The following is a 25077-nucleotide window of genomic DNA, read 5'->3' on the forward strand; positions in this document are numbered from 1 at the left end:
GGGCTATAATGCAGTATTATGCGAGCGTTTGGATAAACGGCCTTGTCACCGGTACGCGGATCAATCCAGTACCAGCTTTCAAAGTGGAACACAGACAGCAAGACAGCTTGTCGCATCGTTTTGACCATCATCGCCGCCCTAACTGCCTTTGCACTGATCTTGTTCAGATCCTGACCCGAACCAAGAGAATTCAGTGGCGGAACAGATGTTCCGCAATGCCGACGTACCGTTATTCCGCACGCACCCCCGTCAGGCTTGACGATGAGATTTTGTCATAGGAAGGATGATCTCGGGAGGAGACATCATGAACATAACGACACCCGGTGGCGCCAGACCATGGCACCGTTTTTATGATGATGGCGTCAGCACCAGTTTTGTACCGGAAGAAACCACCTGGACTGACATGATGTCCGACAGGTTTGATCGGTTTTCGGGCAACGTGTTTTTGGAGTATTACGGGGAAACATACACCTATGCCGAAATGCAGGCGTTGGTGTCGCAGGCGGCTGCGGCCCTGCGGGCCTTCGGCATTCAAAAGGGCGACCGGGTCGCGTTGCATCTTCCGAATTGCCCCTGGCATCCGATCTTCTTTTTTGCGGTTCTCGCAGTTGGCGGCGCAGTAACGCATCTCAGCCCGCTGGATGCGGATCGCGAGATTGCGCATAAACTGAAGGATAGCGGCGCGAGGCTGGTCATCACCCTGACAACACCGGAACTGGCTGATCATTATGAGACGCTGATGGCCGCTGGCGAGGTTCCGACGGTGATCCAGTGCCACGATCCGATTTCAGCCGCCGGGCGCGACTGTCCGGTGCTGGACGGCGCTTTGGCTGTCCAGGACTTCCTTGCAGATCATCAGAATGCCGCATGGACTCCGGTACCGGTATCACCGTCGGACATGGCGTTGCTTCAGTATACTGGCGGAACCACCGGGGTGCCCAAGGCCGCAGTGCTCAGCCATCGAAACCTTTCAGCTGCGGTTCTGATGTATTCCGAGATGAGCAAAGCCGAGCCCGCCGTCGCGCCGGGGCAACCGGCCTTGGTCTATGGTCCGCTGTTTCACATCATGGGGCTGGTCACCGCAATGATGAAGCGGTTCTGGGAGGGCGGCCCGGTGCACTTGCGCCAACGCTACGACCCCGCGCAGGCGCTGGATGAGATTGAGACCCATCGGATCGCCACGCTCAGCGGAGTGCCAACCGTCTGGATCGGGTTGCTACGGGTGCCCGGGGTCGAAAACCGGGATCTGAGTTCATTGCGCTATATCGCGTCCGGCGGCGCGCCCTTGCCGGTCGAGACCTATAACAGGATCAGGGCGCTGACCGGAATGAAGCTGCGTGGCGGATGGGGCATGACCGAAATCGCGCCGTCGGGAACTCAGGTTCCGCGCAACACGCCCGAGGACAAGCTTGGCACGATCGGAGTCCCGATGCCCGGGGTCGACATGACCATTGTAGATACCGAAGACGCGTCTCGCACGCTTGCGCCCGGCGAAACCGGTGAAATCGCGATACGGGGGCCGAATGTGATGTCCGGCTATTGGAACAAACCCGAAGAAACCGCAGCGGCCTTTCATGACGATTGGTTCCTGACCGGCGACATCGGATACATGGACGAAGACGGGTTCTTTTTCCTCGTCGACCGCAAGAAGGACATGATCCTGTCAGGCGGGTTCAACGTCTATCCTTTGATGATCGAGAACGCGGTGCATCAGCATCCCGATGTATCCGAAGCGATTGCCATCGGGGTGCCGGACAGCTACCGGGGCGAAAGCGCCAAGGTTTTTGTTGTGCTGAATGCTAACGCCAAGGAATTCTCGCTTGAAGACCTCAGGGCGTTTCTCTCCGACAAACTGGGCCGTCACGAAATCCCGCGCCTTTTGGAGTTTCGCGCGTCTTTGCCCCATACCCCGGTGGGCAAAGCCGACCGCAAAGCGCTGAAGGCTGAGGAAATGGCGAAGGGCGCAATTTCTGAGGTTGGCTAACACAGGTGCCGGTCGCTTGTGGGACTGAAATTTGCGTGTCTTGTGAGAGAAGAAACAGAATACCACCTGTTTCTTCTCTTTTCAAATACTCTCGCCAAAGGCGCAATCTGGTCTAGCGGTGCCAGCCCAGTGTCGCAGCCAGCCGGTTTTGCGCTGCGTTGAACTCGGCTTCCAAGCGATCGACCAGTTTGGCCGTGGGCAGAATTTCCTCAACAGCACCGATCCCCTGGCCCGATCCCCAGATCTCTTTCCAGCTTTTGGGCTTTTCGCGATCTCCGCCGAAATTCATGTTGGACGGGTCGGACCGCTCAAGGTTCTCCGGGTCCATGCCTGCATCCTTGATGGACGGCTTCAGGTAGTTGCCCCAGACGCCGGTGAAGAGGTCGGAATAGACAATATCATCCGCGCTGTTTTCGACGATCATTTCCTTGTACCGGTCAACTGCGTTGGCCTCTTCGGTCGCGATAAATGCCGACCCGACATATCCGCCATCTGCGCCCATGGCGAGCGCCGCCAAAAGGCTGTCGCCGCGCGCGATAGCACCGGACAGATACACTGGCCCGTCGAACCAGTCGCGAATCTCCTGAATCAGCGCAAGAGGGGACAAGGCACCGGCATGACCGCCCGCACCAGCGGCAACGGCGATCAGCCCGTCAGCACCCTTTTCGATAGCTTTCTTGGCGAACCGGTTGTTGATCACGTCGTGTAGTGAAATACCGCCCGCCGAATGCGCCGCGTCGTTCACCCAGGTTTGCGCACCCAGCGAGGTTATCCACACCGGAACCTTGTATTTCTCGCAGATCTCGACATCCCGTTCCAGCCGATCATTTGAGCGGTGCACGATCTGGTTGACGGCATAAGGTGCCGCAGGAGTATCGGGGTGGGCCTGATTGTGGCGGTCCAGTTCTTCGTTGATCCGGGTCAACCAGCGCTCAAGCTCGATCGGTTCACCGTCTTTTTCCCGGGCGTTCAGCGCCGGGAACGAGCCGACGATGCCGGCCTTGCATTGGGCGATCACAAGTTCGGGGTTCGAGATGATGAACAGCGGGCTGCCGATCATCGGCAGACGCAGGGTCTGAAGGGCTGCGGGCAATGTCAACGTGTCGTCCTCCTCGGGTCACGGTTGGCGGCACATTTCCGTATTCCGGAAAAGTTTTCCAGTGCGTTTGGTAAATGCCGTAGCGTAGTTGCGGTAAACGTTACTGGCGAACCGAACCACCAAGGCTGAGTGTCTTGATCAACTTGACCAACTTCGGTCCGATTTCAGCCTCAAGCCGGTCTTTCGGCAAATAGCTTGCCGGTCCGCCAAGGTTGAAGGCAAGCAAAGGTTCTGTGGGGTCCGAACTGCGAAACGGGGCTGCAATCGAATTGACGGTCGGTTGCCAATCCCCATAGTTGCCGCAAAATCCGCGTTCGTGAACTTCCTGGATGGAGCGTTCAATCCCGGCTTTGATGCGCGGCCAGTCCTCGGCGTCTGCATTGGCCTCCAGACTTTCCATCGCTTCTGCGCGTTCCTCTTCTGAACATGCCGCCAACCAGGCCCGTCCCATGGCGGACCGGGCCAGCGAAATCCGCGACCCGACACCCAGTTGCAGGGCAATGACGCTTTTGGTGCGGGCGGTCGCGAGATAGGTCATGGTGTTCGCATCGCGCCCACCAAGGGCGACCAGAACGCCTTCGCCGCACTCATCCGCCAGCTCTTGCATGTACCCCTGCGCGGCGTCGCGTACTGGCATGCCGCTGAGACAGGCATAGCCAAGGCTTAGCACGGGCACACCCATCCGATAGCGCCCTGTGGCGGAATCATACAGAAGATAACCGGTTTTCAGCAGCGTATAGGTCAGGCGGGATACGGTCGAATTGGGCAGGCCGGTGCGTTCTGCCAGATCGCCATTGCTTAGCCCGGCCCGGTCGTCGGGTCGAAAGGCGCTCAGAACTTCCAGACCGCGATGCAACGATGTGATGAACTGGCGATCGCCGCCCGCAGCGCCAGTGTCGTCCGAGTCCTCGGCAGAGGGTGTTCGTTTTCTCATTCTTCTTTCCCTCCAGACCTTCGGACATCGCCCGAAGTCAGCTCAGCTCCCGCCACAAAACCTTGCCACTGCCGGATTTTGGCAGAGCTTCGGTGAATTCGATGACGCGGGGGCATTTATAGGCGGCCATTTCCTGACGGCACCAGTTGATTATCGCTGCGCCATCCCGAGTTTTTGTATGTGAGGCAGGAACGACATAGGCTTTTACGACTTCGCCGCGCCTTGGATCGGATGCGCCGACAACGCAGGCTTCGGCGATATCAGGGTGATACAGCATCAGGGCTTCGACCTCTGCTGGCCAGACCTTGAAGCCCGAGACGTTGATCATCCGTTTGACCCGGTCGACCATAAAGAAATACCCGTCCGCATCGCGGTACCCGATGTCACCGGTACGCAGGAAGGGTTTGCCGTCGATCTCGACAAATGCATCCGCAGTGGCGTCTGGTTTGTTCCAGTACCCCTGAAACACCTGCGGCGCATGTGTGACGATCTCGCCGGGTTCGCCATGCGGCAGTTCGCGCGTGCCCCGAGGCTCTAGAATACGACAATCGACACCAAAAACCGGAATGCCAAGGCACTGGTCTTTCGGCGCGTCTATCGGGTTCATATGGGTCGCACCCATTGCCTCGGACAGGCCATAGCCTTCGATGTAATCCAGCCCGAGCAAGGATTTCAGCCTTTGGGCGATCGCTTCGGGCATGGCGGCCCCGCCACCGCCAATGGCTTTCAGGCTGGTCAGGTCGAAACCGTCAAACTCAGGGTGATTGACCAGATCGATGGCCATCGTGGTAATCGAGCGCCAGCGCGCGACCTTGTAGCGGGCGATAAGGGCAGCCGCAGTGACACAGTCCCAACGGGTCAGGATGACGACGGTTCCGCCCATGTAAATCGGCGTGTTCATCGAATTCTGCATGCCTGTCACATGAAAGAACGGCAGCGTCGCCAGAAACACGTCGCCATCATCGGCCGGGTTCCAGACCTGATTGCCAACAGCGGTGACCATCAATGAAAAATGCGTATGCACGCAGCCTTTGGGCTGGCCCGTGGTGCCTGACGAATAGGGGATCACCGCGATGTCGTCGGGGCCGGTTTCGCGCGACCGCGGGGCAATGCGCCGGTCAAGAGCATCGCCGAACCCGATCCGTCCTGTGCCAGAAAACCCGGTCTCGGACAGGGCGGCCAATGGCTTTGGCAAAGGCAGGTCGAAGTCCGGGTCGGCCATGTCCGCATAGGCCGCGCCGATAACGTGAGACAAAAGACCTGCGTCCAGCAGCGGCAAGGCGTGATCGGCCAGATCCAATCCAAAGATCATCACATCTGCGCCGGTATCTTTCGCCAGATACTCCAGTTCGCCATGCCGGTTCATCGGATTGACCGGCACAACCGCCGCCCCGGCGCGCAGGATACCGTAATAGGCTATGACGTATTGCGGGCTGTTCTGCATATACAGCAGCACCCGGTCGCCCCGCTTGACGTCAATCGACTGCAGATACCCGGCCATGTGTTCGACTTGATCACGCAGGTCTGAATAGGTCAGCGCCCGCCCCTGATACAAGATCGCCACCCGGTCGCCACACCGGTCTGCGGTGGCGTCGAGATTGGCATCGACCGTCCCGTCCGGCATCTCCAGATGGCGTGGGATACCCGCAGGCCAATATGTGTCGCGGTTCGCGATATCGGGGATCGTGGGCATTCAGGCGTCTGCCTTTTCCCAATACGGGGCCCGGAGGTCACGTTTCTGGATTTTCCCAATGGCGCTGCGTGGCAAGTCATCGCGCAGTTCTATGGCGGACAGACGTTGCGTTTTCCCCAGCCGATCATTGGCCCATACGCGTATGGCCTCGGGGTCGGCCAATGCGCCTTTTCGGGCCACGACCAGACCCAAGGGCGTTTCGCCCCATTCGGTGCTGGGGACGGCGATAACGGCCACATCGGCCACGTCTGGATGATCGCGCAGAACGCGCTCAAGATCGGCGGCATAAATGTTGAACCCGCCTGAAATGATCATGTCTTTGCGCCGATCCATTAGGTGTAAGAACCCGTCTTTGTCGAACCGACCCATGTCACCCGTGCGGATGAAATCAAGGCCCTCGGGGCTGACCCACCGGGTTTCCTCGGTCTTGCCCGGTGCGTTCAGATACCCCTGCATCATTGATCCGGCACGTCCAACGATCTCGCCGAATTCGGTCAGCGGCAATTCGCGACCATCCTCGTCGATCACCCGCGCTTCGCAGCCCTCGGCCAGTTTGCCAACTGTGTCCAGTTTGTCCGGAAACGCCGCGCAGTCCAGAACCGTTGAAATGCCGCCCTCGGTCATTCCGTACAATTCGAACAGGCCACCGGGCCAGCGGTCAAGGATATCGCGGATCAGTGGCGCAGGAAGTGGCGCCGAGGTGGACAGTTTCGCCCGATAGGCCGACAGGTCATAGGTCGCGAAATCCGGCGCATTCATCAGGCGCGTGTACTGCACCGGCACCAACATGGAATGCGTGATGCTGTGAGCCTGCGACAGTTCCAAGAACCGCGTCGTATCGAACTTGGCCATGCTGACAACGGTGCCGCCCTTCGCCAGAACCGGCAAAACCGCAACCAGTGTCGTGTTCGAATACAGCGGCGTCGACATCAGCAACCGCGTTTCTTCGTTCAGGCCGAACTTGGGCATCCGCTCCAACTGCCGTCCGCGAAACCGGTGATCATGAATGATCGCTTTAGGGGTGCCAGTGGTGCCCGAACTATAGATCAGGTCGAAGAAATCATCGGGCTGCGGACGAACCGGCGCACCCAGCGGCTGGGCGCTGGCCCAGCGGTCCAAATCTTCAAGGGCAATCAGGGTTCCCGGCAGGGACCGCGCTGTGCCTATGTGCCGTTCTGAGGCGAACAGCAGCGTCGCCCCGCTATCGGTCAGCATTGACGCCAGTGTTTCAGGTCGCGCGCTTGTGGGCAGCGGTGCAATACAGGCCCCTGCCAGAATTGTGCCGGCGTAAAGCGCAAGATAATGCGCCGAGTTATCTGCCAGCGCGGCAACACGCCCGCCACGCCCAATGCCATGTGCAGCCAGCTGAGCGGCAATCCGAAAGGAAAGTTGGGAAAATTCGGCCCAATTCAGACTGCCGGTTTCGTCGATCACGGCAGTTTTGTCCGGGTACAACGCGGCAGCCTCGGCAAACGCGGTTCCGAAATCAAGGTTCGAAATACTCTCATCATCGGGCGCACGCAGGCGCGCCTGAACGGGTGTCATTCCAGTCTGTCCTCCCTAAGTTTCAGGTTGTTTTCCCCGAAACGTATTCCGCGAAGCAAAATACTGTTTCACATAGTGGCAGATATTCGCCGTTCTGCAAATGTTATCCTGCACTCTCAAGGGCGGCGGTGCCCTTGCAGGAGGATTATCAAATTATGCCGTCCACTGTTTCAGTAGAAACGGGGCCGGATTCAAGTTGGATTTCGCTGCGCCGGACGGTTTGATGATCCAGGACCGTGGACAGGAAAGACCGACCCGATGAACACCCGCACCTATGCAACCGCCCCGGGCGGCCTGCCGCCTCAAACGCAGATCATGACAGATCGCGCTGTCTTCACTGATGCCTATGCCGTGATCCCGCGTGGCACGTTGCGCGACATCGTCACCAGTGCCTTGCCATTCTGGACTGGGGCACGGTTTTGGGTTCTGGCCCGCCCGATGACGGGATTTGCCGAAACGTTTTCGCAATACATCGTCGAGATGGACCCGGGCGGAGGCTCGGATCGCCCCGAAACCGCCCAGGGGATCGAAGCTGCGCTGTTCGTGACTCAGGGCGCCGTTACCGTAACGATTGCTGGCGCGGAGCATGTTTTGGAGCCCGGCGGATTTGCCTATATCCCGCCCAACGTAGAATGGACGCTATGGAACCGGGGTCAGGAAACCGGGCAAGTGCATTGGATTCGCAAGCGGTATATCGGCGTGGACGGTGTGGACCAGCCTGATCCGATCATCACCAGTGATCGCGATGTTGCCCCAACTCAAATGCCTGATTGCGACGGGGTCTGGGCAACAACCCGCTTCGTCGATCCAACGGACATGCGGCATGACATGCACGTCACGATCGTTACGCTTCAACCGGGCGGTGTGATCCCGTTTGCGGAAACCCATGTGATGGAGCACGGTCTGTTCGTTTTGCAAGGCAAAGGCGTCTACCGTCTGAACGCCGACTGGGTCGAAGTCGAGGCTGGCGATTTTATGTGGTTGCGCGCCTTTTGCCCGCAAGCCTGCTATGCGGGTGGCCCCGGCCCATTCCGCTATCTGCTTTATAAAGACGTAAACCGGCACATGCCGCTGACCTTGTAGATTTCGCCTTCGGCGAGAGTATTTGTCAAAGAGAAGATATCATCACTGTTTCTGTTTCTTCTCTTTAGAAATACTCCTAGGGGAGCGCGCAGCGCGGGGGGCAGAGCCCCCCGGCACCTGTTGATGTCAATCGTCGGACATCGATCCGGACCCGTGACCAGACAGACCGCCCGAGACTTCGTCGGTTGCTTCGTCAGCCAGTTCTTCGGGCAGCACCAGGTTCAACACGATGGCAATCAAAGCCGCTGGCAGGATGCCGCTTGTGGCAAGAACCTTCAGTGTCGGCTCCAGATGCTGAAGCGCACCGGGTTCAAGCTGCAGGCCCAGGCCCAGCGACAGCGAAATCGCGAAGATAACCATATTGCGACGGTTCCAGACCACGTCAGACAGCATCGACACGCCTGCCGCGACGACCATGCCGAACATCACGATGACGCCGCCGCCCAGGACTTCGATCGGAACGGTGGAAATGATCGCGCCGATTTTTGGGATCAATCCGCATAGGATCAGGAACAGCGCGCCTATGGTAACGACGTGACGGCTCATCACACCGGTCATGGCGATCAGGCCGACATTCTGGCTGAAGGATGTGTTTGGCAAGGCGCCGAACAGGCCTGACACCGCAGTGCCCACACCATCGGCAAAGGTCGCGCCCTGAATTTCCTTGTCGGTCGCCTCGCGTCCGGCACCGCCTTTGGTGATACCCGACACGTCGCCGACGGTTTCAACCGCAGAGACAAAGCCCATCAGGCAGAAGCCGATGATAGCAGCAGCCGAGAACTCCATCCCGAAATGCATCAGATTGGGCAGGGCAATCGGGGCCGCGCGTCCGACATTCCCGAAATTGACCATGCCCATGAAGTACGCAGCGACATAGCCAGCGATCAGGCCCAGCAGCACAGCAGAGATCGAGATCATGCCGCGGGTGAAGAACTTCAGCCCCAGCGTGACAAAGATCACGACGCCTGCGACGAACCAGTTCTGCAAGGATCCGTATTCAGGTGTCCCGATGGCGGGCACGCCGCCAGCGGCATATTGGATGCCGACTTTGACCAGCGCGAGACCGATCATTGTTACCACTAACCCTGTTACCAGAGGCGGCAGTGCAAAGCGGATTCGCCCGATGAAGAAGCCAAGGCAGGCGTGAAACAGGCCACCAACCAGAACGCCGCCCATCACCACGGCCATGGCATCCACGCCCTTGCCCGCAACCAGCGGAATCATCACGGGTATGAATGCGAAAGACGTGCCCTGAACAATCGGGAGCTTTGCTCCGACCGGGCCAAAACCGATGGTCTGGATCAGCGTGGCAAGCCCGGCAAAGAACATCGACATCTGGATCATATAGATCATCTGCGGGAAATCCGGCGAGTTCGATCCGAACCCGAACCCGGCAGCGCCGCAGATGATGATTGCCGGTGTCACGTTTGAGACAAACATGGCCAGCACGTGCTGGATGCCCAGCGGAATCGCCTTCTGAAGCGGCGGCGTGTAATTCGGGTCTTTCAGCTGAGCGGCTGTCCCGATGGATGTGTCTGCCATGTTGTGTGGTCTCCTTGATGTCCCTTTGGGGTGCCGTCGCTTGTCGGACGGTCTATGCGTCGGTGATTGTATAAGGTTCGTCGAACCAGTGTTCCTGCAGGTTCGGCCCGGCGCCGATCCGGTCGATGACAGCAAACAGGCCAGGGGCCTGAAGTGGCGTCAGCACGCCGTGCCAGACATTTCGGTGAAAGTTGATCCCCTGTCCGGGGCTGGTCAAGAAGGCCTGCGGAGTGGCAGGGGTGTTGCCGTTATCTGCAGCAACAATCACCAGAAAAGATGAAAGACTAAGCGGAATGAAGGCCTGGCTGCCGTCCGGATGCCTTTCCATCATCTCAAGTGCATAGGGCAGGCTGCGCGGTTCGGCGTTGAACAGGCTGATCCCAGCGCGGCCATCCGAGAAATCCAGATTAGCCAGATCGTGGTGGCGACCGCATTTGCCCTGATTGATGATCTTGTCGGGGGTAGGTTTGAGCGCGATGACATCGCCGAACGGTTCAAAGGACGTGGCCGTGAGAGGCTGTGTCTGGATGATGGTCATGATGGGGCTGCCGAGGTGAAGTGGGGGCGCCGCCCCCCGCGCTGCGCGCTCCCCCCGGGGTATTTGGACCAAGAAAGAAGCGGGAATCGAGGGCGCAAGGTCATGAGAAGAGGCCCACAAGCCGGAGTTCGGCGATGCGTTCAACCTGTTTGCAGGCCTCGTTGAATTCTGTTTCGTTGTCATTGTCGATCCGCTGCTGGAACGCCGCGAGGATCGAGGCCTTGGTGTTGTCGCGCACTGCGATGATGAAGGGAAATCCGTGTTTTTCGACATATCTGGCGTTCAGGTCGCTAAACGTGGTGCGCTCGGCGTCGGTAAGGGCATCCAGCCCGGCTCCGGCCTGTTCCTGTGTGCTTTCCGTCGTGAGCCGTTTGGCCTGTGCCAGTTTCCCTGCCAGGTCTGGGTGGGCGCGCAGAACCTGCACACGTTTGTCGCGCGGGGCCGAGCGGAACACACGCGCGAGCGCGTTATGCAGGCCAATCGCGCTGTCATGGGCCGGGCCCAATTCCAGCGCGTGGGCGCCTTCGGCGATCCAGGGGGAGTGTTCGAATATGCCGCCGTAGCATTCGGTAAACGTAGTCTTGCCCATTTGACTGGGGCGGGCGCGCCTTGAATGTGGATGGGTCTCGGCCCAGTGCCGGGCGATGTCGATCCGGCGCGGCGTCCACACGTTTGGGAAGTCGGCGATATAGTCGAGAAATTTTTTCAGCCCTGCGATCTTGCCGGGACGTCCGATCAGGCGGCAATGCAAACCGATGCTCATCATCGCCGGATGGCCAGCCTCGCCCTCGGCATACAGCGTGTCAAAGCTGTCCTTCAGGTATTGGAAAAAGTCCTGCCCTGTGACCCAGCCAGGGCTGACTGAAAACCGCATATCGTTGGCTTCCAGCGTGTAGGGGATGATCAACTGGTCGCGATCGTCGATTTCGAGCCAATACGGCAGATCATCGTCATAGGTGTCCGAAATATATGCAAACCCGCCGTCTTCGGCAGCCAGCCGCACGGTGTTCAGGCTGCAGCGCCCAGTGTACCAGCCCAGAGGGCGTTCGCCCACGACTTCGGTATGCAACCGGATGGCTTCGGCGATCTGGGCGCGTTCCTCGTCTTCGGGCATGTCCTTGTGTTCGACCCATTTCAGGCCGTGGCTGGCGATTTCCCATCCCGCACGTTTCATCGCAGCGACCTGTTCTGGGGATCGCGCCAAAGCGGTGGCAACCCCATAGATCGTCAGCGGTACGTTTGCTCCGGTGAACAGGCGGTGCAATCGCCAGAACCCGGCCCGTGCGCCGTATTCATAGATCGATTCCATGTTCCAATGGCGCTGACCTGCCCATGGCGCGGCGCCGGGGATGTCGGACAGAAACGCCTCGGAACCAGCATCGCCGTGCAGAATGTTGTTCTCGCCGCCTTCTTCGTAGTTCAACACGAACTGGACAGCGACTTTGGCGTTGCCTGGCCATTGCGGGTTCGGGGGATAGGCGCCATAGCCGCGCATGTCACGGGGGTATCGGGTCATGAGATCTCTCTAGGTTTGGTCTGTTCTAGGGCAGTGCGTGCCAAGCAATTTTCAAATAATACGGAAAACACTTACACACCTTGGGGATTTGCAGGAAAATCACAGACAAGGCACATGCTGAGCCAACCGGAGGCCCAATAAATGAGCGGATACCTTACCACCCATATTCTCGACACGGCGCGCGGATGCCCGGCTGAGGGGATCAAGATCGCGTTATACCATGTCTCGGGCAACGCGCATCGTAAGATTGCCGAAGCTGTGACCAACGCTGACGGGCGTACCGATGCGCCGATCCTGGCGGCGGATGCTTTCAAGACCGGCACGTACGAGCTGATCTTTTTCTGCGGGCCTTACCTGCGCGAGACTGGACAATCAGATGACGACCCGTTGTTTCTGGATCAGATCCCGATCCGCTTTGGCATGGCCGACGCGCAAGCGCATTACCACGTGCCGCTGTTATTATCGCCATATGGATATTCGACCTATCGCGGCAGCTAAGACTTTATCTAGCGCGGCAACGGGAGGGTGGCCTTGTTATAGGGCTGCCAATCCGTGATCTCGGGGTAATACATCTGTCGCCAACCCCGGACCTTGGGGTTCATGATGCGTCGCCACAACGGCGGGATCATCGCAGCCACTGACATGACCGGATACCCATAGGGCAGTTGCGGAGCGTCGGCCTGTGAATAGGTTTGCAACAGCGGGAACCGCCGGTCGGGCTTATAGTGATGGTCGGAATGGCGTTGCAGGTTGATCAGCAGCCAGTTCGACACTTTTTGCGATGCATTCCAGCTGTGGCGCGGCATGACGTGTTCATATTTACCGTCGCCCAGATGTTTGCGGGTCAGCCCGTAATGTTCGACATAATTGATCAGCTCAAGCTGCCAGATCGCGGTGCCCGCCTGAACAAAAAACAACCCCAGACCGGCCCATCCGCCGATGACAAAGGCCAGCAGCAGCATTCCGCCCTGCAGCGCCCAATAGCGCCAGAACGGATTTGAAAGATCGCTCCACGGCTTATCCTTACGTCCCAGCATGTCTTTTTCGGCTTTGAAGGCCGACACAAGGCTTTCGCGCAGCACACGAGGGTAGAACCGGTGGAACCCTTCGTTATAGCGCGCGGTGACCGGGTCGCGGGGGGTGCCGACATAGCGGTGATGGACCAGCAAGTGTTCGGACCGGAAATGAGAATACAGAACTGACGCCAACAAAACATCGCCCAGAAACCGTTCCACACGGTTTTTCTGGTGCATCAGCTCATGGCTATAGTTGATGCCGATGGTGCCGGTCATCACGCCAACGCCAAAAAACAACACGATCTGTTCCAGCACCGACAGGTGGTCGGTATGGGTGACATAGGCCAGCACGCCGAACAATGTGACGATTTGTACAGGCACCCAGACCGAAGTGAGCATTTTGTACCAAACCAAATCCTGCTCGGGCGTCTGCGGATCGGCGTTTTCCAGATTCAGGCCGGCAATGTGATCCAGAGCGGCGAACAGGTACCAAGTGAGCAGAGGCAGCAACAGGACCGTCCAGCCGCCAAAGACCGCTCCGATCCAGACGAACGGGACCAGCAGGAACGAGATCCAGAAGGGCAGGGCGCTCTGCCAGCGGGCGAGTGTTTCACGTGTGATCATGGATCCATCCCATGTCATTTTGTTGTGGCATATTCTAGGCCTTCGTACAGGTTTTGGCCATCGGTCAGAGTGACTCGGGTTGCCACAGATCATAGGCCTTTCGCATGACTGTGGGCAGGTCAGACGGGCGAAACGCATCGCGTGGCAAGATTTGGCCAGAGTCCGGGGTCAGTGTTTCAGGCAAGGGCGCGGTTTCGACCGTCAGGATAAGGTGGAAATGGGTAAAGGTATGGCGCACTTCACCGGATAGGGTCTGCCAGTCGGCGTCAAAGGGTGGCGCGGGATCCGGCGCGTCGGTCCAGTCGCTGCCCGGCCAGCCCAACATGCCGCCCAGCAATCCCTTGTCGGGGCGACGTTCCAGCAACAACGCACCATCTGCGCGCCGGGCAAGATAGACAATACCACGCCGGATGGGTTTGGGTTTCTTCGGTGTTTTCTTCGGCAGTTCGGATGCGGTGCCCATGGCACGGGCCTTGCAGGGGCTGCGCAAAGGGCAAATTCCGCAGGCCGGTGATTTTGGTGAGCAGATCGTGGCACCCAGATCCATCACCGCTTGCGCATAATCGCCGGGCCTGTGCTGCGGGGTCATCGACGCGGCGTGGTCCTTCAATTCGGGCTTGGCGGCGGGAAGCGGCGTGTGGATGTCGAACAGACGCGCCATGACCCGTTCGACGTTGCCATCCATGACCACTTCGGGCCGGCCAAAGGCGATGGCCGAGATTGCGGCCGCCGTGTAAGGGCCAATGCCGGGCAATTTCAGCAGAGCGTCGTGATCGTCAGGAAACCGCCCATCATGTTCAAACGCCACTACCCGCGCGCATTTCAAAAGATTGCGGGCGCGGGCATAATACCCCAGTCCTGCCCATTCTCCCATCACCGCACCATCTTCGGCCCCGGCCAGATCGGCCACAGTCGGCCAGAGCGTTGTGAACCGATGGAAATAGGCGCGTACGGCAGCAACCGTTGTCTGCTGCAGCATTATTTCGGACATCCACACGCGGTACGGGTCAGGCACGACGCCGGATGCACCGTCAGAAGGGCTGATGCGCCACGGCAGGTCGCGGGCATGGACATCGTACCAAGCCAGCAGATCCGGGGCGATCTGACCTATCTTTGCGGTCTTGTCACACATTATTTATCCCTCGTGCTCTGGTTGGGCTGGTGCCTGCCTCATGGTGGCTTACACTAGGGGTGAAATTGATGGAATCCACCCATGGCGTACCGCCCCTCGACCACACGCGGGTTCAAACGTACCGCGACCGTGCTGAGCGATCAGATCCGCAAGACCGGAGAAGAGCGCGGGTTTGCCGTGTCGCGCCTGCTGACCCATTGGTCTGAAATCGCAGGGCCTGACATTGCGTCAATCGCGCGACCCGTGAACATCAGCTATGGCCGGGGTGGGTTCGGGGCATCGCTGACCGTCCTGACCACGGGCGCGCAGGCTCCGATGCTTGAGATGCAGAAGGAACAACTGCGCGAACGGGTGAATGCCGTTTATGGCTATAACGCGATCAGCCGTGTGCGGATCACCCAGACCGCGCCCACTGGGTTTGCCGAAGGGCAGGCCCGCTTCACCCCCGCACCCAAGGCAAAAGCGCCGCCTTTGTCACCCCAAATCAAGGCCGAAGCCGCGCAAGTTGCGCATGGTGTAAGCGACGATGATTTTCGCGCGGCCCTTGAACGTCTGGGCCGCAACGTTCTATCCAAACAAAAAAGCTGAGAAAGGGGTACGTATGACCCGTTTGATTACTGCGATTGGCGCCGTGGCGCTGCTGGCCTTGGGCGGTTTCCTGTTTATGTCACCGCGTGGCGGCGACCTGCCCGTCAACCCGCTGGTCGGGGCGGCAAATGCCCAGGACGCCGCAGACGTCGATATCTCGACCGTGCAAGAGATGGTATTGGGCGACGAAAACGCGCCGATCACCATGATCGAATACGCGTCCTATACCTGCCCGCATTGCGCCAGCTTCCATGAGGGCACATTCAAGCAGCTCAAGACGGATTACATCGACACCGGCAAGGTCAAGTTCGTGTACCGCGAGGTTTACTTTGATCGTTACGGCCTGTGGGCGTCGATGATGGCACGATGCGAACCAGCGAAGTTCTTTGGCATCACCGACCTTGTCTTTCAGGGGCAATCCGAATGGTCCCGCGCAGGCGGCCCGGTGGAAATCGTAGGGGAACTGCGCAAGATTGGCCGGCTGGCCGGAATTTCGGAAGACAAGCTTGATGCCTGTCTGAAAGATGCCGAAGCTGCCCAGACGCTGGTGGCGTGGTATCAACACAATGTCGATGAAGACGGGATCACCAGTACGCCCAGCTTTATCATCGATGGCAAAATGGTCGAAAACCAGCCCTATGCAGATCTGAAAAAGATCCTTGATGACAAGCTGGGTGGCTGATGTCCGCACCTCTTGAAGGGCTGAAAGTCGTCGAACTGGCGCGTATTCTGGCCGGTCCCTGGACCGGTCAGACTCTGTCGGACCTTGGCGCAACAGTCACCAAGGTGGAATCGCCGAAAGGCGACGACACCCGCGCATGGGGCCCGCCCTTTGTGACACGGGACGACGACGTGTCGGCGTCCTATTTCCATTCGGCCAATCGGGGCAAGGCGTCAGTGACCGTCGATTTCTCGACCGCCGAAGGCCAGCAGACGATCCGCGATCTTGTGGCCGATGCCGATGTGATGATCGAAAACTTCAAAGTTGGTGGGCTGGCCAAATACGGGCTGGACTATGACAGCCTGAAGAAACTGAACCCGCGTCTGATCTATTGTTCGATCACCGGGTTCGGTCAGACCGGCCCCTATTCGCATCGCGCGGGGTATGATTTCATCATCCAGGGCATGTCCGGGTTGATGTCGATCACCGGCGAGCCCGGCGGCCAGCCGCAGAAATCCGGCGTGGCGATCACTGATATCTTCACCGGCATCTATGCCGTGTCGGCAATCCTGTCGGCCCTGCACCAGCGCGGCCAGACGGGCCGCGGCCAGCATATCGACATGGCGTTGCTGGACGTGGCCGTTGCGGTCACAGCCAATCAGGCGATGAATTATCTGACCACGGGCACGGCACCGGGTCAGATGGGCAACGCGCACATGAACCTGACGCCGTATCAGGTGTTTGATTGTGCTGATGGTCACATCATCATCGCGACAGGCAACGACCCGCAATACCAGCGCCTTTGCCGGTTGCTGGGTCTGGAAGACATGGCCGAAGCGCCCGAATTCCTGCACAACAAGGATCGTCTTGCCAATCGCCGCGTCATGATCGCGCGGCTGAACGGGGCGACCGCGCAGTGGAGCAAGTCAGACCTTCTGTCAGCCTGCGAGGCAAAAGGCGTGCCCGCCGGTCCGATCAACACGCTGGACGAGGTATTCGCTGACCCGCACGTCGTGGCCCGCGAGATGCAGATTGAGCTGGATGGTGTGCCGGGTGTGCGCTCGCCGTTCCGCTTTTCGGATGCCGAACTGGCCTTGCACCGGCCCAGCCCGAAACTGGGCGAGGATAACGCGCCCGAAACCTGACAGGAAGAATATGGCGTCCAAGAAAGACCTGTTGCAAAGGCTGTTGAAGGGCATCGAAACCGGGGATGCTGATGCGGCTGCCGTGGTTAATGAAGAACGCTACATCCAACACAATCCGCAGACCCGCGAAGGCGGTCCCGGGCTTGCCGAACTTTTTGCGCGTTTGTCCAAAACCTCACCCAAAGTCACGTTTTGCCGGGTGTTCGAAGATGGCGATTTTGCCTTTGCCCACAACGAATACGATTTTTCCGGCCTCAGGGCGGCGTTCGAAGTGTTTCGCTTTGAAGATGACCTTGCGGTCGAACATTGGGACAACATCCAGCGTTTAGAGGGGCCGAACCCGTCGGGGCGCGGGATGATGGACGGCGCGACCGAGATTCTGGATCATGACAAGACGGAACAGAACCGGGCATTGGTGCGCGCGTTTGTGACCGAGGTTCTGATCGGGCGTCGGTTTGAACTGCTGCCCAAATACGTCGATGACCGTCTGATTCAACATGATCCGACCCTCGTGGACGGTCGGCAGGCCTGGCATGATGCGCTGGGCGCCACTGGTGAAAACGGAGTCAGGATCAGCTATGATCGCCTGCATCGGGTTTTGGCCGAAGGAAACTTTGTTCTGAGCATTTGCGAAGGCGCGCGTGACGGCGTGCACTCCAGTTTTTATGACCTTTTGCGCGTCAGTGATAACCGGATTGCAGAACATTGGAACACTGTCGAAGCGATCCCGCCGCGGTCTGAGTGGAAAAACGATAACGGCAAGTTCTGACCCGCCCGCCCAAAAAAGCAGAGCCGTCACATGGACTAGAGCGGAGGTGCGGCGGCTTTCAGCAAGGCGCCAAATTGGTCGGCCTCATGAACAGTTAACCGCACGGGCAGAGTGATCACCTTCATCCGGAAAGCGGCGGGCAGACGCACAGCGTCTTTTTCCGTGGTGACCAATTGTGCGCCTAAAGCTTTTGCCTCGGCCTCTAACCGCGCCATCAGGGCGGGTGTCAGCGGTTGATGATCGTCCAAGGGTTCAGCCCGTTTCAGGTCCGCGCCCAGATTGCGCAGCGTGGCAAAAAACTTGTTCGGGTTGCCAATCCCGGCAAAAGCCAGAACCGGAGTACCGGACCAGTCCATGCCGGTTTGTAGGGGTGTCAGGCGCGCAGTCACATGGGGAACCGTCAGATTGGTGCCCCAAATCGTACGAAACGTCTCTTGCGCGGGATCCTCACCGATTGAGAGCACAAGGTCGGCGCGCTTCAGCCCGACCTCAACAGGTTCGCGCAGCGGACCCGCCGGGATGCACAGCCCATTGCCAAAACCCTGCGCCGCATCGACCACGATGACTGACAGATCCTTTTTCACCGATGGGTTCTGGAACCCGTCATCCAGCACGATCACGGTGGCCCCGGCCCGGGCGGCGGCCAGCGCGCCAGCGGCCCGATCCTTGGCGACCCACACTTCGGCGAAAGCGGCCAGCAACAACGGTTCGTCCCCGACCTGCGCCGCATTGTGCGATGCGGGCAAAACCTGCACCGGACCTTCCAGTGATCCGCCATATCCGCGCGTCACCACGTGTGGATCGTGCCCGGCATTGCGCAGCTGTTCGAGGACCCAGATCACCGTCGGTGTCTTGCCGACGCCACCGGCATTCAGGTTGCCAACGCAGATCACCGGAACACCGGGCGCAATCCCGTCTTTGCCTGCAACACGGCGCGCCGTTGCTGCGGCATAGATCAGGCCCAAAGGCGACAAAGCGCGCGCGACAAGCCCGGGTCGGTCGGGAGGGGTGTTCCAAAACTCAGGAGCGCGCATCGATCAGTTCTTTCTGGTCCAGGTGGTCCTGTATCTTCTCGGTCAACAGATCTATCAGCCCGGCGCTTTCGGTCACCACCTGCCAGCCCGCCAGCGCCATCTTGGCCGCTTTTTCGGGCGAAACAAGATCGACCACGCTGGCCGCAAGCCCGGCGCTTGACCGGACAATACGCGCGCCGCCTTCGGTCGTCAGGCGCATATAGGTATCAAGATGGTTTGGGACATGCGGGCCATACAGGACCGCCGAGCCAAGCGCAGAGGCTTCGAGCGGGTCGTTGCCGCCTTTGCCGGGGGACAACGATCCGCCCATGAAGGTCAGCGGAGACAGGCGGTACCACAGGCCCAGATGGGCCCGATCGATGATCAAGACCTGCATTTCAGAAGAAATCGGATCTCCTGGTGCCCATTTGCAAAAACTGAGGCCGGTCTTGTCCAGCAGCGCAGTGACGTTGCCGCAGTTTTGACAATCGGCAGGGGCAATCACCAGAAGCAATCGGTACTGAAACCGTAAAGCGTCACGGTGCGCCGAAAGAATGGCGTCAAATTCATCCGGACTGATTTCTGAGGCCAGCCACAAAGGCCGGCCAGACAGTTTTCCGGTGGCGTCGGCCAACAAAGCTTCGGAACAAGGGGGCGGGTTGGGATCACGGTGGAGCGGAGAATGCACACTGACCTTGCGTGCCGGAATGCCCAACCGTCGCAATTGACCGGTCGCACCTTGATCATTGACCAGGAGCTCTTCGAAACAGCCAAGGCAGGCGCGGGTAAGATCGGGCATCCAGCGGGGGCGGGCGGCCAGGTCCGCATCGCCAAGGTCCGCCAGAAACATTCCGACACCAAGATCCGCCGCTGACGTAATCAGATTGGGCATCCAATCTGCGCCGGTCCACAGGCAAAGATCGGGCTGCCAGTGATCCAGAAATTTGCGCACCACGGCCGGGTGGTCAGATTCTAAAGACACCACCAGATCGCCATGAACGCCCGACCGGACGGTTTCGACGCCCGCGCCACAGGTGATCAGCTGATTAAGATCGGGCCGCTGCGCAAAAATGCGGTTGCCGAGATCCTGCAGCGGTCCAATCCGCGCCGCGCTGGTCGCGTGGCACCAAAGCAATTGCCCGGGCGGGCGAGGCGTGTCTGTGTCCACGGTCGCCGGTGCGCTGCGCCAGGACAACGCGCGATAGGCGGCAAGACCGATAGACCGGGGCACCGTCCGGCTTAGCCCAGTTGCTTCGTCGCGGACGCCTCGGCGTCTTCGTCAATAAGACGGTGCAGGTGCGATATGAAATACCGCATATGGGCGTTGTCGACCGTGCGCTGGGCTTCTGCCTTCCAGGCATCATGTGCAGATTGGTAATCGGGGAACATGCCGACGATATGAATGTCATCAAGGTTCTTGAACTCGGTCGAGCTGGGATCAACCAGCTCGCCACCAAAAACAAGGTGAAGCAGTTGGGTCATGGCGCCGTCCTTTCCGAAAAACGGGGGGCATCTGAATTCGCCTGCACCCTACGTCAAATCAATAGGGCGTCAAGGCAGGCCGGTCAGGCACTGCGCAGGTCATTGGTGCCGGGCTTCAGCGCGGCGTAAAGTTGGGCATGTACGTTCGGACTTGCGGCAATCACACCGTCCAGCTGGGGATGCGGGTTGTTGAATATCAGCGTCGACCCGGTGCGGTCGGTACAGACAGCACCGGCTTCGTTCAGGATCAGGTCACCTGCGGCAATGTCCCATTCCCACGAGGGGCGCAGCGTCAGCATCCCGTCATATCGGCCCTGCGCGACCAAGGCCATGCGATAGGCCAGCGAGGGGCGATAGGCGCGGCCAAATTCGGGCGCTTCTCCGGACGTCCAGTGATAGGCGGCAAGGTTCGGGCGGGCCGCCAGAATCTCGGATGAGATCAGATCATCTTTGGGGCGCACCGTGATCGGGTTGCCGTTCAAAAACGCCCCTTGGCCCAACGCGGCACTGTACAGCAGATCGCGTTTGGGCAGATAGATCACACCGGCCACGACGCGGCCCTTGTCGGCGATGGCCAATGCATGGGCCCAGGTGTTTGACCCTTCGGCAAAGCTGCGAGTGCCATCAATCGGGTCGATGATGAACACGCGCTCCTTGCCCAGACGGTCGCTGTTATCCTCGGTTTCTTCGGACAACCAGCCATAGTCGGGGCGGGCCGCCTTCAGATCTGCTTCCAGCATGTCATTGACGGCCAGATCGGCCTCGGTCACCGGGCCCGCGCCTTCGGGTTTGTCCCAGCGGCGCGCGTCCTTGCCGGAAAAGCTGGTGGCGATGCGGCCCGCTTCCTGCGCGGCGTCAATAAGAAGGGTCAGGTCGTCAGGCACCAGCAAGCATAAGTCCTTCGATCAGGATCGATGGAACGACGCGTGACAGATGCGTGCGTGCATCATTGGCCGGGATAATCCGGCGCAGCATGTCGCGCAGGTTTCCAGCAATCGTGCATTCGTTCACGGGATAGGCAATTTCGCCGTTTTCGATCCAGAACCCGGCGGCCCCACGCGAATAATCCCCGGTGTTGGGGTTGATCGTGCTGCCGATCATCGAGGTTACCAACAGCCCCGTGCCCATGTCGCGGATCAGATCTTCGCGCGACTGGTCGCCTTGAGTCAGGGCCAGGTTCCAGGCGCTGGGCGATGGCGGCGATGACACCCCGCGCGCGGCGTTCCCGGTCGAGGTCATGCCCAGCTTGCGGGCGCTGGACAGATCCAGTGTCCAACCGGTCAGAACGCCGTTTTCGACGATGGCCCGGCGGCGGGTGGGCAACCCTTCGGCATCGAACGGGCGCGATCCGCTGATGCGCGGACGATGGGGGTCTTCGATCAGTGAAATGTGGTCAGGCAATACGGCCTTGCCAAGATCATCCTTGAGCCACGACGCCCCGCGCGCAATCGCGGCCCCGTTGGCCGCACCGACCAGATGGCCGATCAGCGAAGATGAGATCCGTTCGTCAAACAGCACCGGAAACGTCCCGGTTGCCGTGCGGCGCGGGTTCAGACCGGAAATTGCGCGTTCCCCGGCTGTGCGACCGATGTCTTCGGGCGCGCGCAGGTCGGATTGATAGGTCCGGCTGTCGCCATCATAATCGCGCTCCATGCCGGTTCCGGTTCCAGCGATGGCCACACAGGACGTTGACCGGCTGGTGCGCCCGTAACCGCCAGAAAACCCGTTCGTCGCGGCCAGATGCACCAGATGTTCGCCATAAGACGCGCTTGCCGTCTGAACCTGTGAGACACCGTCGACCGCCATGGCCGCCGCCTCGGCGGCCATGGCATCGGCCTGAAGGGCATCGGGGTGGGGTTCGTCTGCCGGATCGACCATATCCAGCGCGATGCCCTGCCAGTCATTTGTGATCTGATCCGGGTCAGCCAGTCCGCCATAAGGGTCTTCGGGTGCTTCGCGGGCCATCGCCACGGCGCGTTCGGCCATGGCTGTCAGCGCTGCGGGCCGGACGTCGGACGTCGACACCAGCGCCTGCTGCTTGCCAATCAGAACGCGCAACCCCAGATCGGTTCCTTCCGAGCGTTCCGCATGTTCCAGCGCCCCGGCCCGTACATCGATGGACACCGATGTTCCGCGAATGGCGATGGCGTCAGCCGTTTCAGCGCCAGCCTTGCGGGCGGCGGTCAGCATGGCCTGGCAAAGTTCTTCCGGCGATTGGGTCATTCGGTTCCGTTTCCTGCAGGTATCGCGATTGGACCTAGCGGCGCAAACCGCGTGCTGCAAGGGTCAGACGGAAAAAGAGGCTTGTCTGGTGCTGGCAGCATACCGGATGTTCTGGCGCATCGGGTCAGATCTGGTGTGTTTGCGGCGGCTGACCGAAAGACCGCCCGATCAGCAATCTGCGGCGATGTTGCCAATTTGAATGTCCGTTTGAATCCGCCGGGACAAAGCCATTATTCGCACAAAAGAGTGATCCGGTTTTCAGAGCGAAAAAGACAGCTTGTGGTATGGTTGGCTGGATGAAAACGCCTAATCCAAAGCCCTTTCTTTTCCTGATGATCGCACTTGTTGCCTTGTCCGTACGTGCGACGGCTGACACGTCAGACAGTTGCGAAAATATTTCCGCGCTCGAATCCTATACCGTGGTTGGGGTCGCGCCTGAGGGCTCTGAATGCAGTGCATTTCTAGGCCAGTCAGGCAAAACCGGCGTTTCCTGCAGTTGGGCGTTCCCTTACCGTGACGAAGCTGCAGAACACTTGGCCAGTGAATTATGGTCCACACTGCAGAAATGTCGCCCCGGTGCGCAACTTTCATCCGATTTGCCAGTTAACCACCCGGACAGCTATCACTTGCGGACATGGGCGGTTGAAGACGCAGTTTACCGGGTATCGCAAAAGGACAAGGCGGGCCAACAACGGACGCTGGTTTTTCTTCGCGTTGAGACACCCTGATTGCGTCATGATCGCTGCGCCTGAACTTGTGGCCCGCACCGGGTTTTTAGTCGTCAATCCGGGGGGCGCGGGTGCGCGTGTTGAAGGGAATACATTGTAAGGGCGCCACATGTGGCGCCCTTACAAGTTTCAAATGGTGACGGTTGTCACTTTAGCCGTTGGCCGTTGGCAAAGATCTGGCCTTTGTCGTTCATCTCGATGGTTGAAAGCAGTGTGTCTTCGCCTTCGCCGGGCACAGCCATCATGCCCATCATCATCCGCGCGCCCATGGCGTCCTGCTCTTGCAGCATGCCCATCTTGATCAGATTGTCGATCAGCCCGTTGGCACCGATCAGCTTGAGATTGGCATTGCCCACGGGAACCGGCATGCCGCCATTGGCTTCGGCCATGGAGTTATCAAAGAGGAAATCACCGGTTCCGGTCAGTTCCGCTCCGGCAACTGACACCAACAGGTCCTTGATCATTACCGAATTCAACTCACCCGGCTTGGTGCCTGATGCCTCAGCCGTGGCCATTGCGACGGTATCGAACATGTCGAAGAACAGCTTGCCCGTTCCGGTCAGATTCAGAACGATGTTGGCCGGATCATGCGGCAGCACACCGGCCGGATCAAGCATACCCCAAAGCTGATCCGCGATGGCGAAATCGCCCAGCTTGAGCTTCAGCGCAAAGGGTTGTTCGGTGTCGGATTTGCTGACCGGCAAGTCCATGAGATATCCGATCTCGGCCATCTGCATGGTCACCGGGAAGGGAATGTCTTTGGTCTGAACAGTGATTGTCGATCCGGTCTGGGCCGTGTCGATTAAAAGCTTGTCGGCATTCATGACGATGCCGATGGTGCCCCCGCTTGAGCTGCTTTGCATCGCAAAATCGCCCTCTGGACCACTGCCTGCAACGTTACCCATCCCGGATGCATACCCAAAGGTCATGTCGGCCTTCATGCCGTCCCGCAGCATTGCAGCCAGATCCCCTGGGGCTGTGACTTCGGGCAGTGTGCCGCTGCCGTCAAATGTCAGGCCATTTAGTGTACCTTCAAAGCGGGCGGTCTCGGCGCCTTCGCCACCATCCGGCGCGTCGACCGCAAGCAGATATGACATCGCGTCGGCGGTCATTTGCTGCGTATACTCGCGCATGGCGGACTTAACGATCCGGGTCTGGCCCTGCACGTTGGTCATGTTGAACGACATTTCGACTGCTTCTGGCGCGTCCGGGGCGCCATCGACCGTCAGATCGTCGATCGCGAATCCGATTGCTTCGGCGTTGGTGTCAAATGTCAGATCCTCGACCGTTCCACTGGCCAGAATGTCGGTGCCGGTCAGCGTGTACCGCATCTGGCCCGACCCCGATCCGCCGTCTTCGGTCGGCATGGTGAAGCTGATCGGAATTTCACTTGGCAGTGCAACGCTTACCGTTCCGTCGCCGTTTTCCGTCATCGTGATCTGCGAAATATCAAGCCGACCACTGCCGCCCTGAGCGGTCGCGATATCCATCGACATAACGACGTCTGACACGGTCAGGACATTGCCCGCCATCGATTCGGAGGCCGAAAGCTGATAGCCTGAGCTGGTCAAATACGCTTTCATTTCGCCCCATACCTCTTGGGCGGTGACGTCGGCCTGGGCCGAATTTGCAGCAATAAATGCAACGAAAGCGGCGGTTACGCCGCGCGCAATGTGAAAAGACATTTCGTGAATCCTTCCCTTAATGGTTGCGCGCATGGTCGGACGTGGGTGCGGGGCCGTCAAGGCCAAAGGCTGGACCC

General features: G+C 59.4%; 23 protein-coding genes. 8 read left to right on the forward strand and 15 right to left on the reverse strand.

Going from position 1 to position 25077, the window contains the following annotated elements:
* Positions 1-304 precede the first annotated feature (304 nt).
* Positions 305-1984 carry an AMP-binding protein gene (locus FOY56_RS16695; RefSeq protein WP_186766367.1) on the forward strand — a complete coding sequence of 560 codons (1680 nt, stop codon included), beginning with the start codon at positions 305-307 and terminating at the stop codon, positions 1982-1984.
* 112 nt (positions 1985-2096) lie between these two features.
* On the opposite strand, the gene FOY56_RS16700 is transcribed toward FOY56_RS16695, so the two are convergent.
* The 4 genes from FOY56_RS16700 to FOY56_RS16715 form a co-directional block, all read right to left on the reverse strand.
* The gene (locus FOY56_RS16700; protein ID WP_146347015.1) at positions 2097-3083 is read right to left on the reverse strand and encodes an NAD(P)H-dependent flavin oxidoreductase; all 987 of its coding nucleotides are present in this window, start codon (positions 3081-3083) and stop codon (positions 2097-2099) included.
* Between the two features lie 100 nt (positions 3084-3183).
* Entirely contained in the window at positions 3184-4017 is an 834-nt protein-coding gene (locus tag FOY56_RS16705) for an IclR family transcriptional regulator (protein WP_146347016.1), read from the reverse strand.
* Positions 4018-4054: 37 nt separating this feature from the next.
* On the reverse strand, positions 4055-5710 hold the full coding sequence (locus FOY56_RS16710) for a long-chain-fatty-acid--CoA ligase (RefSeq protein ID WP_146347017.1): 1656 nt from the start codon (positions 5708-5710) through the stop codon (positions 4055-4057).
* On the reverse strand, positions 5711-7255 hold the full coding sequence (locus FOY56_RS16715) for a class I adenylate-forming enzyme family protein (RefSeq protein WP_146347018.1): 1545 nt from the start codon (positions 7253-7255) through the stop codon (positions 5711-5713).
* Positions 7256-7513: 258 nt separating this feature from the next.
* On the opposite strand from FOY56_RS16715, the gene FOY56_RS16720 reads away from it, so the two are divergent.
* A complete protein-coding gene (locus FOY56_RS16720) occupies positions 7514-8338 on the forward strand; it encodes a bifunctional allantoicase/(S)-ureidoglycine aminohydrolase (protein ID WP_146347019.1) in 825 nt (274 codons plus the stop codon).
* Between the two features lie 126 nt (positions 8339-8464).
* Here the strand turns inward: FOY56_RS16720 and FOY56_RS16725 are convergent, their stop codons facing one another.
* The 3 genes from FOY56_RS16725 to puuE all read right to left on the reverse strand — a co-directional run bounded on the left by FOY56_RS16725 (position 8465) and on the right by puuE (position 11934).
* Complete coding sequence (locus FOY56_RS16725) at positions 8465-9880, reverse strand: uracil-xanthine permease family protein (protein ID WP_146347020.1); 1416 nt, start codon at positions 9878-9880, stop codon at positions 8465-8467.
* 52 nt (positions 9881-9932) lie between these two features.
* Positions 9933-10418, reverse strand: coding sequence for an ureidoglycolate lyase (locus tag FOY56_RS16730; protein WP_146347021.1), 486 nt, complete (start codon positions 10416-10418; stop codon positions 9933-9935).
* 100 nt (positions 10419-10518) lie between these two features.
* Complete coding sequence (puuE, locus tag FOY56_RS16735) at positions 10519-11934, reverse strand: allantoinase PuuE (RefSeq protein ID WP_146347022.1); 1416 nt, start codon at positions 11932-11934, stop codon at positions 10519-10521.
* Between the two features lie 141 nt (positions 11935-12075).
* Between puuE and uraH the strand changes: the two genes are divergently transcribed.
* Positions 12076-12432 carry a hydroxyisourate hydrolase gene (uraH, locus tag FOY56_RS16740; RefSeq protein WP_146347023.1) on the forward strand — a complete coding sequence of 119 codons (357 nt, stop codon included), beginning with the start codon at positions 12076-12078 and terminating at the stop codon, positions 12430-12432.
* Between the two features lie 8 nt (positions 12433-12440).
* On the opposite strand, the gene FOY56_RS16745 is transcribed toward uraH, so the two are convergent.
* Positions 12441-13574 (reverse strand): alkane 1-monooxygenase, encoded by a 1134-nt coding sequence (locus FOY56_RS16745; RefSeq protein WP_186766368.1) that lies wholly within the window; start codon positions 13572-13574, stop codon positions 12441-12443.
* A 64-nt stretch (positions 13575-13638) separates the two neighbouring features.
* The gene (locus FOY56_RS16750) at positions 13639-14706 is read right to left on the reverse strand and encodes an A/G-specific adenine glycosylase (protein ID WP_146347025.1); all 1068 of its coding nucleotides are present in this window, start codon (positions 14704-14706) and stop codon (positions 13639-13641) included.
* Positions 14707-14787: 81 nt separating this feature from the next.
* Between FOY56_RS16750 and FOY56_RS16755 the strand changes: the two genes are divergently transcribed.
* Genes FOY56_RS16755 through FOY56_RS16770 form a run of 4 tightly spaced genes read left to right on the forward strand, consistent with a single transcriptional unit; the run spans position 14788 to position 17869 of the window.
* Positions 14788-15294 carry a DUF721 domain-containing protein gene (locus tag FOY56_RS16755; RefSeq protein ID WP_146347026.1) on the forward strand — a complete coding sequence of 169 codons (507 nt, stop codon included), beginning with the start codon at positions 14788-14790 and terminating at the stop codon, positions 15292-15294.
* A gap of 13 nt (positions 15295-15307) precedes the next feature.
* Positions 15308-15976, forward strand: a complete 669-nt coding sequence (locus FOY56_RS16760) for a DsbA family protein (RefSeq protein ID WP_146347027.1) — start codon at positions 15308-15310, stop codon at positions 15974-15976.
* Positions 15976-17100, forward strand: coding sequence for a CaiB/BaiF CoA transferase family protein (locus tag FOY56_RS16765; protein WP_146347028.1), 1125 nt, complete (start codon positions 15976-15978; stop codon positions 17098-17100). The genes FOY56_RS16760 and FOY56_RS16765 overlap by 1 nt, the downstream gene beginning before the upstream one ends.
* A 10-nt stretch (positions 17101-17110) precedes the next feature.
* Positions 17111-17869 carry a nuclear transport factor 2 family protein gene (locus tag FOY56_RS16770; RefSeq protein WP_146347029.1) on the forward strand — a complete coding sequence of 253 codons (759 nt, stop codon included), beginning with the start codon at positions 17111-17113 and terminating at the stop codon, positions 17867-17869.
* Positions 17870-17904: 35 nt separating this feature from the next.
* On the opposite strand, the gene lpxK is transcribed toward FOY56_RS16770, so the two are convergent.
* From lpxK to FOY56_RS16795, 5 genes are all read right to left on the reverse strand, one after another.
* Positions 17905-18903: a tetraacyldisaccharide 4'-kinase gene (gene lpxK / locus FOY56_RS16775; RefSeq protein ID WP_146347030.1), complete on the reverse strand. Its 999-nt coding sequence runs from the start codon at positions 18901-18903 to the stop codon at positions 17905-17907.
* Positions 18890-20113, reverse strand: coding sequence for a 3-deoxy-D-manno-octulosonic acid transferase (locus FOY56_RS16780; protein WP_146347031.1), 1224 nt, complete (start codon positions 20111-20113; stop codon positions 18890-18892). Before FOY56_RS16780 ends, lpxK begins: the two co-directional genes overlap by 14 nt.
* 8 nt (positions 20114-20121) lie before the next feature.
* On the reverse strand, positions 20122-20364 hold the full coding sequence (locus FOY56_RS16785; RefSeq protein ID WP_146347032.1) for a DUF4170 domain-containing protein: 243 nt from the start codon (positions 20362-20364) through the stop codon (positions 20122-20124).
* An 83-nt stretch (positions 20365-20447) separates the two neighbouring features.
* Entirely contained in the window at positions 20448-21251 is an 804-nt protein-coding gene (locus FOY56_RS16790; protein ID WP_425468377.1) for an inositol monophosphatase family protein, read from the reverse strand.
* Entirely contained in the window at positions 21241-22587 is a 1347-nt protein-coding gene (locus tag FOY56_RS16795) for a TldD/PmbA family protein (protein ID WP_146347033.1), read from the reverse strand. The genes FOY56_RS16790 and FOY56_RS16795 overlap by 11 nt, the downstream gene beginning before the upstream one ends.
* Before the next feature lie 284 nt (positions 22588-22871).
* On the opposite strand from FOY56_RS16795, the gene FOY56_RS16800 reads away from it, so the two are divergent.
* Positions 22872-23315, forward strand: a complete 444-nt coding sequence (locus FOY56_RS16800; RefSeq protein ID WP_146347034.1) for a hypothetical protein — start codon at positions 22872-22874, stop codon at positions 23313-23315.
* Between the two features lie 146 nt (positions 23316-23461).
* On the opposite strand, the gene FOY56_RS16805 is transcribed toward FOY56_RS16800, so the two are convergent.
* On the reverse strand, positions 23462-25000 hold the full coding sequence (locus FOY56_RS16805) for a DUF2125 domain-containing protein (protein WP_146347035.1): 1539 nt from the start codon (positions 24998-25000) through the stop codon (positions 23462-23464).
* Positions 25001-25077: the final 77 nt, after the last annotated feature.

Origin of the sequence: Falsiphaeobacter marinintestinus (assembly GCF_007923355.1) — a bacterium.
Taxonomy (GTDB): domain Bacteria; phylum Pseudomonadota; class Alphaproteobacteria; order Rhodobacterales; family Rhodobacteraceae; genus Phaeobacter_A; species Phaeobacter_A marinintestinus.

Bases quoted from the DNA above. Each gene is read 5' to 3' on its own strand.
- FOY56_RS16695 (WP_186766367.1), top strand. From the start codon at position 305: ATGAACATAACGACACCCGGTGGCGCCAGACCATGGCACCGTTTTTAT.
- FOY56_RS16705 (WP_146347016.1), bottom strand. From the start codon at position 4,017: ATGAGAAAACGAACACCCTCTGCCGAGGACTCGGACGACACTGGCGCT.
- FOY56_RS16710 (WP_146347017.1), bottom strand. From the start codon at position 5,710: ATGCCCACGATCCCCGATATCGCGAACCGCGACACATATTGGCCTGCG.
- FOY56_RS16715 (WP_146347018.1), bottom strand. From the start codon at position 7,255: ATGACACCCGTTCAGGCGCGCCTGCGTGCGCCCGATGATGAGAGTATT.
- FOY56_RS16720 (WP_146347019.1), top strand. From the start codon at position 7,514: ATGAACACCCGCACCTATGCAACCGCCCCGGGCGGCCTGCCGCCTCAA.
- FOY56_RS16725 (WP_146347020.1), bottom strand. From the start codon at position 9,880: ATGGCAGACACATCCATCGGGACAGCCGCTCAGCTGAAAGACCCGAAT.
- FOY56_RS16730 (WP_146347021.1), bottom strand. From the start codon at position 10,418: ATGACCATCATCCAGACACAGCCTCTCACGGCCACGTCCTTTGAACCG.
- puuE (WP_146347022.1), bottom strand. From the start codon at position 11,934: ATGACCCGATACCCCCGTGACATGCGCGGCTATGGCGCCTATCCCCCG.
- uraH (WP_146347023.1), top strand. From the start codon at position 12,076: ATGAGCGGATACCTTACCACCCATATTCTCGACACGGCGCGCGGATGC.
- FOY56_RS16745 (WP_186766368.1), bottom strand. From the start codon at position 13,574: ATGATCACACGTGAAACACTCGCCCGCTGGCAGAGCGCCCTGCCCTTC.
- FOY56_RS16750 (WP_146347025.1), bottom strand. From the start codon at position 14,706: ATGTGTGACAAGACCGCAAAGATAGGTCAGATCGCCCCGGATCTGCTG.
- FOY56_RS16755 (WP_146347026.1), top strand. From the start codon at position 14,788: ATGGCGTACCGCCCCTCGACCACACGCGGGTTCAAACGTACCGCGACC.
- FOY56_RS16760 (WP_146347027.1), top strand. From the start codon at position 15,308: ATGACCCGTTTGATTACTGCGATTGGCGCCGTGGCGCTGCTGGCCTTG.
- FOY56_RS16765 (WP_146347028.1), top strand. From the start codon at position 15,976: ATGTCCGCACCTCTTGAAGGGCTGAAAGTCGTCGAACTGGCGCGTATT.
- FOY56_RS16770 (WP_146347029.1), top strand. From the start codon at position 17,111: ATGGCGTCCAAGAAAGACCTGTTGCAAAGGCTGTTGAAGGGCATCGAA.
- lpxK (WP_146347030.1), bottom strand. From the start codon at position 18,903: ATGCGCGCTCCTGAGTTTTGGAACACCCCTCCCGACCGACCCGGGCTT.
- FOY56_RS16785 (WP_146347032.1), bottom strand. From the start codon at position 20,364: ATGACCCAACTGCTTCACCTTGTTTTTGGTGGCGAGCTGGTTGATCCC.
- FOY56_RS16795 (WP_146347033.1), bottom strand. From the start codon at position 22,587: ATGACCCAATCGCCGGAAGAACTTTGCCAGGCCATGCTGACCGCCGCC.
- FOY56_RS16800 (WP_146347034.1), top strand. From the start codon at position 22,872: ATGGTTGGCTGGATGAAAACGCCTAATCCAAAGCCCTTTCTTTTCCTG.
- FOY56_RS16805 (WP_146347035.1), bottom strand. From the start codon at position 25,000: ATGTCTTTTCACATTGCGCGCGGCGTAACCGCCGCTTTCGTTGCATTT.